Below are 5,809 nucleotides of genomic sequence, written 5' to 3' on the forward strand. Positions count from 1 at the left end.
GGCTACCGCCGTGCCGTAGGTGAAGCCGGGCAGGCCGGTGGTGCGGCCGGACAGCTCGGTGAAATCGATCAGGAACACCAGCGCCAGGAGGCCGATGAAGAACCAGATGGTGATCGTCACGTAGCGGAAGAAGAAATAGCGGCCCAGTGTCCAGCCCATCAGCCGACCCCTTGCCCTGATGTGCCGCGCCTGGACAAACGCAATTTGAAAGCATTCCAGCTGTCAGCGATGCGCGAGGCGAAGTTTGTCATCCAGTCCGCCCAGGTCACGGGCAGTTCCAGTGTCCGGTTCGAGACGATGAACCAGATCGCCACCGCGGAAGCCACGATCGGCACACCATAGACCATATAGGCATATTGCGGGATCTCATCCGCCTTGCTGGCGGCGAAAAAGCCCAGCCAACGCACGAACAGCGATATCGTGATCGCCGTGATCAGCGGATTGACGCGCGCCTCGCGGTGCGAGCGCGCATCCCCGGCGACCGCAAGCGCGATCAGCGCGAAAACCATGGAATAGGTCCATTCCGAGAACCGCTGGTTGACTTCGGCCCGGTATTCGTAGGGGCTCTGCTGATAATACTTGTCGTTGGCGCTCGGGTTGAGCAGGTACTGCGTCGTCTGGTCCTTGGGCAGGAGCGTCACCGCTGAAGCCGCCGCCATGAAGGCCGACATGTCGAAGGCATAGGAGGTGAAGCGGATGACGGAGAGATCGCCGGTCAGCGTTTTGCGATGGATGACGCCGTCATTCATCATCAGCACCTTTTCACCGCCGCGTTCGATGATGCTGCCGGTCTTGGCGTAGTAGACGAGGTTGACGCCTTCTTCGCGCGAATCGGCGACGAAAATGCCGCCCAGCCGATTGTTGGGAAGGCGCTCGCCGACCTGCAGGAACAACCCGTCGTCGATCTTGCGGAAGGTACCTTCCTGGATGATCAGCGACAACAGATCCGCGCGTGACGATGCCACCAGGGCCCGGTTCTTCTGCCGTGCGTAAGGATCGATGCCGTTGTCGACGGCAAAGGAAAAAACGGCTGCGGCGAGCGCCAGCAACATGATCGGCCGCACGATCGTCCAGCGCGAGGCTCCCGCGGCGTTGACGACGGCAAGTTCGGAATCCGAATTCATGACGCTGAGTGTCTGTGCGACCGCCACCACCAGCGCAAAAGGCACTACGATCGGGATGATGGACGGAAGGATGAGGGCGGCGACTTCGAAGAAGGTCAGCGCCGATTGGCCGCTGTCGGTGACCAGATCGATCTTTGCCAGCACCTGCGTCGTCCATACGATCGCCAGCGTCCACACAAGAGCGGCCATGAAGACCACGAAAGCGCGGCGCATGATGTAGCGTTCAACGACCTTCATGAAGGCTTTTCTCGATTTTTTCGAACGGCATCATGCCGCCGAACAAGGTAGCTGTCCGGCAGCGCCTGCACAACTGGCTCATCAGATGGTCTATCCGGGTTCTGTCCCACATCACGCCCCCCGGCTGGGCGGAGTGTCGGCGGGAATGGATAAGAAAGGGCGAACATCGATGGTTAACAACAAGTTGCGGCAAAAAGCGGGGCCGTGCCGCGACGAATCGTCATCGATTCCATAGGTCATATGGGATGCCAATTCGGCAAAGTCTTGCCAAATGCCGGAAAACGACCAAATGTCGCGCATCGTTTCGAACCGCTTCCCCAAAAGTCGCGCATTCCCTGAAAGCAGGACATGATGAATCAAAGACCGTCGATCGCCTTCGCCAAATTTTCCGGGTCCCAGAGCGGGGTGAACAAGAAGGGCACGGTCTTCGTGCTCGCGGCGGATGAGGGCGGCCTGAGCGACGTCGCCAAGCCCAGTGATCCCGGCAAGACACTGGAGCGGGCTTTTCCCGTGGCTGAGTTCACCGGCAAGTTCGCCAGCACGGTGGAAGTTCTGGCCCCGCAGGGAGCGTCGCTCGACAGACTGGTGGCGATAGGCACCGGCAAGGTGTCGGGACTGGACGAATATGCGTGGTTGAAGCTTGGCGGCACCGTTGCCGCGTCGCTGCGCAAGGCGACCGAGGTAGCGGTAGTCCTCGATGTGGTCGGCGCCTCGCCGAGCGCGAAGGACGCGGCAAGCCTTGCCGCGGGCATTCTCCTGCGCAGCTATTCCTTCGACAAGTACAAGACCAGGAAGGATAAGGACGACGGCAAGGCAGAGCCGAAGAAGCCGGTCAAGGTGACCATCCATACCGCCGATCCGGCCGCTGCGAAGAAGGCCTTCGCCGATGCCGAGGCGGTGATCGACGGCGTCCTTCTGGCGCGCGACCTCGTCAACGAACCGGCAAACGTGCTTGGGCCGGTCGAGTTCGCTGCCCGCGCCAAGGAACTCGAGGCACTCGGCGTCAAGGTCGAGATATTGGCTGAGAAGGAAATGAAGAAGCTCGGCATGGGCTCGCTGCTCGGTGTCGCGCAAGGCTCGCCACGCGGCGCCCGCATGGCGATCATGCAGTGGAACGGCGGCAAGCCGAAGGACAGCCCGATCGCCTTCGTCGGCAAGGGCGTCACTTTCGACACCGGCGGCAATTCCATAAAGCCGGCCTCGGGCATGGAGGATATGAAGGGCGACATGGGCGGTGCCGCCGCCGTTACCGGCCTGATGCATGCGCTGGCGGCCCGCAAGGCGAAAGCCAATGTCGTCGGTATCATCGGACTGGTCGAAAATGCGGTCGACGGTCATGCCCAGCGTCCCGGTGATATAGTCACTTCGATGTCGGGCCAGACCATCGAGGTGCTCAATACCGACGCCGAGGGCCGCCTCGTGCTGGCCGATGCGTTGTGGTACTGCAACGACCGCTTCCAGCCGAAATTCATGGTCAATCTGGCGACGCTGACCGGCGCCATCATGGTGGCGCTCGGCCAACATTATGCCGGCCTGTTTTCCAACAATGACGAACTGGCCGAAAAATTGTCGGTGGCGGGGCAGGCGACTCAGGAACGGCTGTGGCGCATGCCGCTCGGCGCCGAATACGACAAGCTGATCGATTCCAAGAACGCCGACATGAAGAACATCGGCGGCCGTTTTGGCGGCGCCACCATCGCGGCGCAGTTTCTGCAGCGCTTCGTCAAGGACACGCCATGGGCTCATCTCGACATAGCCGGCACGGCGATGGGGGCGCCGTCGAACGAGATCAACCAGTCGTGGGGTTCCGGTTTCGGCGTCAGGCTGCTCGACCGGCTGGTGCGCGATAACTATGAGCAGTGAACGGGTTCGATCACTATAGGCTGAAGCGATGGCCGACGTTCTGTTCTACCACCTGACCGAATCGACGCTGGAGGATGCGCTGCCAGGCCTCCTGGAGCGCAGCGTCGACCGTGGCTGGCGCGCCGTGGTGCAGACAGGCACCGAGGAACGCCGCGATGCGCTCGACCAGCATCTTTGGACCTTCCGCGACGATTCGTTCCTGGCGCACGCAACCGATCGTGAAGCTCATCCCGGCGAACAGCCGATTCTGTTGACCACCGGCGACGGCAATCCCAACGACGCCAAGATAAGGTTCCTGGTCGACGGCGCGGTGCCGCCTGACCTTGGCGGCTACGAGCGCGCGGTGTTCCTGTTCGATGGCCACGATGCCGCCCAGCTCGAGGCGGCGCGAGGACACTGGAAGGTGATGAAGAGCGCTGGCCACGACGTCACCTACTGGCAACAGACGCCAGATCGCCGCTGGGAGCGCAAGGCGTAGACCAGCCGCTTGTGGCGGATGACTCGATCCTACAGTCTTGCCTTGATCCGGTTCTGTTTCCGGGTGACGTAGTCGCCGTGTTTCAATCTCTTGAAAACATACCAGTCGCCATCCGGAGCCTTGCGCTGGTAGATTACTTTGCCAGCCTGGCGGTGCTCGAAGCAGGTCATCGAGCCCTTCACGCCCCAGGAACCGTGCCATTGCGCACGCCAGCACAGCTTGCCGCCGCCGGGAATGAACCACATGCCGTCGCCATAGCCCGACTTGCCTTTGTCGTGGGTCCAGGACTCGAACTGTCTCTGCTTGACGGCAAAGAAGCCGGCGCCCTTCTTGCCCCACAGCCACGAATGGTTCTGATAGATCTGGTAGACGCCTTCGTCAGGAACCGCTGTGGCCTCTTGAGCCTGCTCGGCGATTTTCATCGCCGTCTTGGCTGTCGCAGGAGCCTGGAAGGCAAGAACAAGAACGGAGCAGGCGAATGCCGCTCCAAGATAATTTCCCACTACCCGCTTCACGAAACTTCTCCACAGACTGATTTACGCCACGCCTCAATCCTCATCCCGAACCGCTGGTTCGGGATGGATCACGATCAAACAAGGAGATTGGAAGTCGATCCCGATCGCGTCGGGGTCGATCAGCACGATGCGTCTACGGCAGGACGTGCTGGGTCACCCTCCAGTCGGGCAGACCATAGCCACCCAGCCACGGCCACACTTCCTTCTGGTTGAAGTAGACAACCGAAGTCAGCGCCGGGAACTCCGCGTAGGATTTGCGGGAATCTTCCTGCCATTTCGAGACATAGTCCTGCTTCCCGACATAGCCGAGTTCCGCAACGATGATCGGCTTGTTGAACACTGCAACGCGGTCATAGCCGGGCTTCAGCAGCTCAGCGAAGGTGCGGTCGCGGCCGGTCTCGTCATCATCTTTTTTCTGCAGACCGAACACCGACAGGCCGATGACGTCGACATAGTCGTCGCCGGGGTAGTATTTTTCCAAACCCTCTTCGCCTTTGGGCGACCACATGTACTTGGCTGCGGGGGCAGCCTTGCGGCAGATGTCGACTTCGCGCTTGTAAGCGGAGATCCAGTCCTTGGGAGCCCAGTTGGCCCAGGTGAAGCGGCCGTTCTTGTCTTCCATTTCCTGCGCCCAGCGAATGGTCACCGGGCTCTTCATCTGTCCCACCAGGTCGCAGATCGCCTGCATGTTGGCGTCATATTTGCCGCTCAAAATGCCGTCGCGCAATTCGGGCGGGGTGATGCGCCAGTCCTTGGACCAGGTCCACGGCTCAACCGTGATCAGCAGCGAACGGCCGCGCTGCAGCGCATAGGCGTCGGCGAGTGGCAGCGTCGACAGATCGACGTCTTCCCAGGGCAGGAACAGCTCTTCGATGCTGGCGCTCTTGTCGGCGCTGAAGTCGCCGTAGGGATCGTAGGATCCGAACGCCGAGGCGGCGCTGCTCGTCTGGACGGGGTCCGTCGCGGCTACTGAGCCAGCGCCTCCTGCCGTGGGGAACGCGGCGCTTCCGCCCAATGCCAGCGCGATTGCAAGTGCTTTTACTGTGGAGTGTTTCATGTCGATCTCCCATGGCCCCAACCTCTTGCGGAAGTTAAGGCTTCGCCCGTGCGCATCGATGCTTGATCGACACGATTACCCAAAACCGATCGGCTCTATTTGGCAGAATCTGCGGGATTTCGGAGCGACCCGTTGGCGGATGTGCGAAACCTGACACAGAGCCACCCAAAAAATTATCTCTCAAGGCCCTATACAGGGGGCGCTCGAGAGAAAGTTCGCCGCGATACTCACAAATTCGCGTCAATATCCCGATATATCATCCCTGGCTAATTTAAGAGCCGGTCGCGACCAAGAGTCAAGTGCAATTAACGGTTGCTTAACCATGTGCGCGCGACATGGTTAACGCTGCTCTCAAAGTTCGATCCTTGCCGGACAGCTTTGGCCCATCGGCGAATTCTCCAGCGCTGAAAAATTTGCGGCTCATCGTTCACGTGCTGGTCGGTGGAAACTGTTCCACCGGACTATCCTTAACCAGTTCTGAAGAACCGTAGTTAAGAAATAACTAATTTAGTTGACTCTAAGGATGCCTGAGCGG

The 5,809-nt window shown here is 60.3% G+C and carries 5 protein-coding genes and 1 pseudogene; 2 read left to right on the plus strand and 4 right to left on the minus strand.

Going from position 1 to position 5,809, the window contains the following annotated elements:
- A pseudogene (locus EN969_RS36730) lies at positions 1–159 on the minus strand (LPS export ABC transporter permease LptG); the annotation flags it as partial.
- On the minus strand, positions 159–1,361 hold the full coding sequence (gene lptF / locus EN969_RS14005) for an LPS export ABC transporter permease LptF (RefSeq protein ID WP_013532506.1): 1,203 nt from the start codon (positions 1,359–1,361) through the stop codon (positions 159–161). The pseudogene EN969_RS36730 and the gene lptF, both read right to left, overlap by 1 nt.
- 351 nt (positions 1,362–1,712) lie before the next feature.
- Here lptF and EN969_RS14015 point away from each other — a divergent pair, with 351 nt between their 5' ends.
- Positions 1,713–3,224, plus strand: coding sequence for a leucyl aminopeptidase (locus tag EN969_RS14015; protein ID WP_013532505.1), 1,512 nt, complete (start codon positions 1,713–1,715; stop codon positions 3,222–3,224).
- Positions 3,225–3,252: 28 nt separating this feature from the next.
- Positions 3,253–3,702, plus strand: coding sequence for a DNA polymerase III subunit chi (locus EN969_RS14020; RefSeq protein WP_013532504.1), 450 nt, complete (start codon positions 3,253–3,255; stop codon positions 3,700–3,702).
- Between the two features lie 29 nt (positions 3,703–3,731).
- On the opposite strand, the gene EN969_RS14025 is transcribed toward EN969_RS14020, so the two are convergent.
- Positions 3,732–4,217, minus strand: coding sequence for a DUF995 domain-containing protein (locus tag EN969_RS14025; RefSeq protein WP_013532503.1), 486 nt, complete (start codon positions 4,215–4,217; stop codon positions 3,732–3,734).
- A 133-nt stretch (positions 4,218–4,350) separates the two neighbouring features.
- Positions 4,351–5,274, minus strand: a complete 924-nt coding sequence (locus tag EN969_RS14030) for a glycoside hydrolase family 26 protein (protein WP_013532502.1) — start codon at positions 5,272–5,274, stop codon at positions 4,351–4,353.
- Between the last annotated feature and the right edge of the window lie 535 nt (positions 5,275–5,809).

Source organism: Mesorhizobium sp. M7A.F.Ca.CA.003.01.2.1, from assembly GCF_003998945.1.
Taxonomy (GTDB): domain Bacteria; phylum Pseudomonadota; class Alphaproteobacteria; order Rhizobiales; family Rhizobiaceae; genus Mesorhizobium; species Mesorhizobium ciceri.

Bases quoted from the DNA above. Each gene is read 5' to 3' on its own strand.
- lptF (WP_013532506.1), bottom strand. From the start codon at position 1,361: ATGAAGGTCGTTGAACGCTACATCATGCGCCGCGCTTTCGTGGTCTTC.
- EN969_RS14015 (WP_013532505.1), top strand. From the start codon at position 1,713: ATGAATCAAAGACCGTCGATCGCCTTCGCCAAATTTTCCGGGTCCCAG.
- EN969_RS14020 (WP_013532504.1), top strand. From the start codon at position 3,253: ATGGCCGACGTTCTGTTCTACCACCTGACCGAATCGACGCTGGAGGAT.
- EN969_RS14030 (WP_013532502.1), bottom strand. From the start codon at position 5,274: ATGAAACACTCCACAGTAAAAGCACTTGCAATCGCGCTGGCATTGGGC.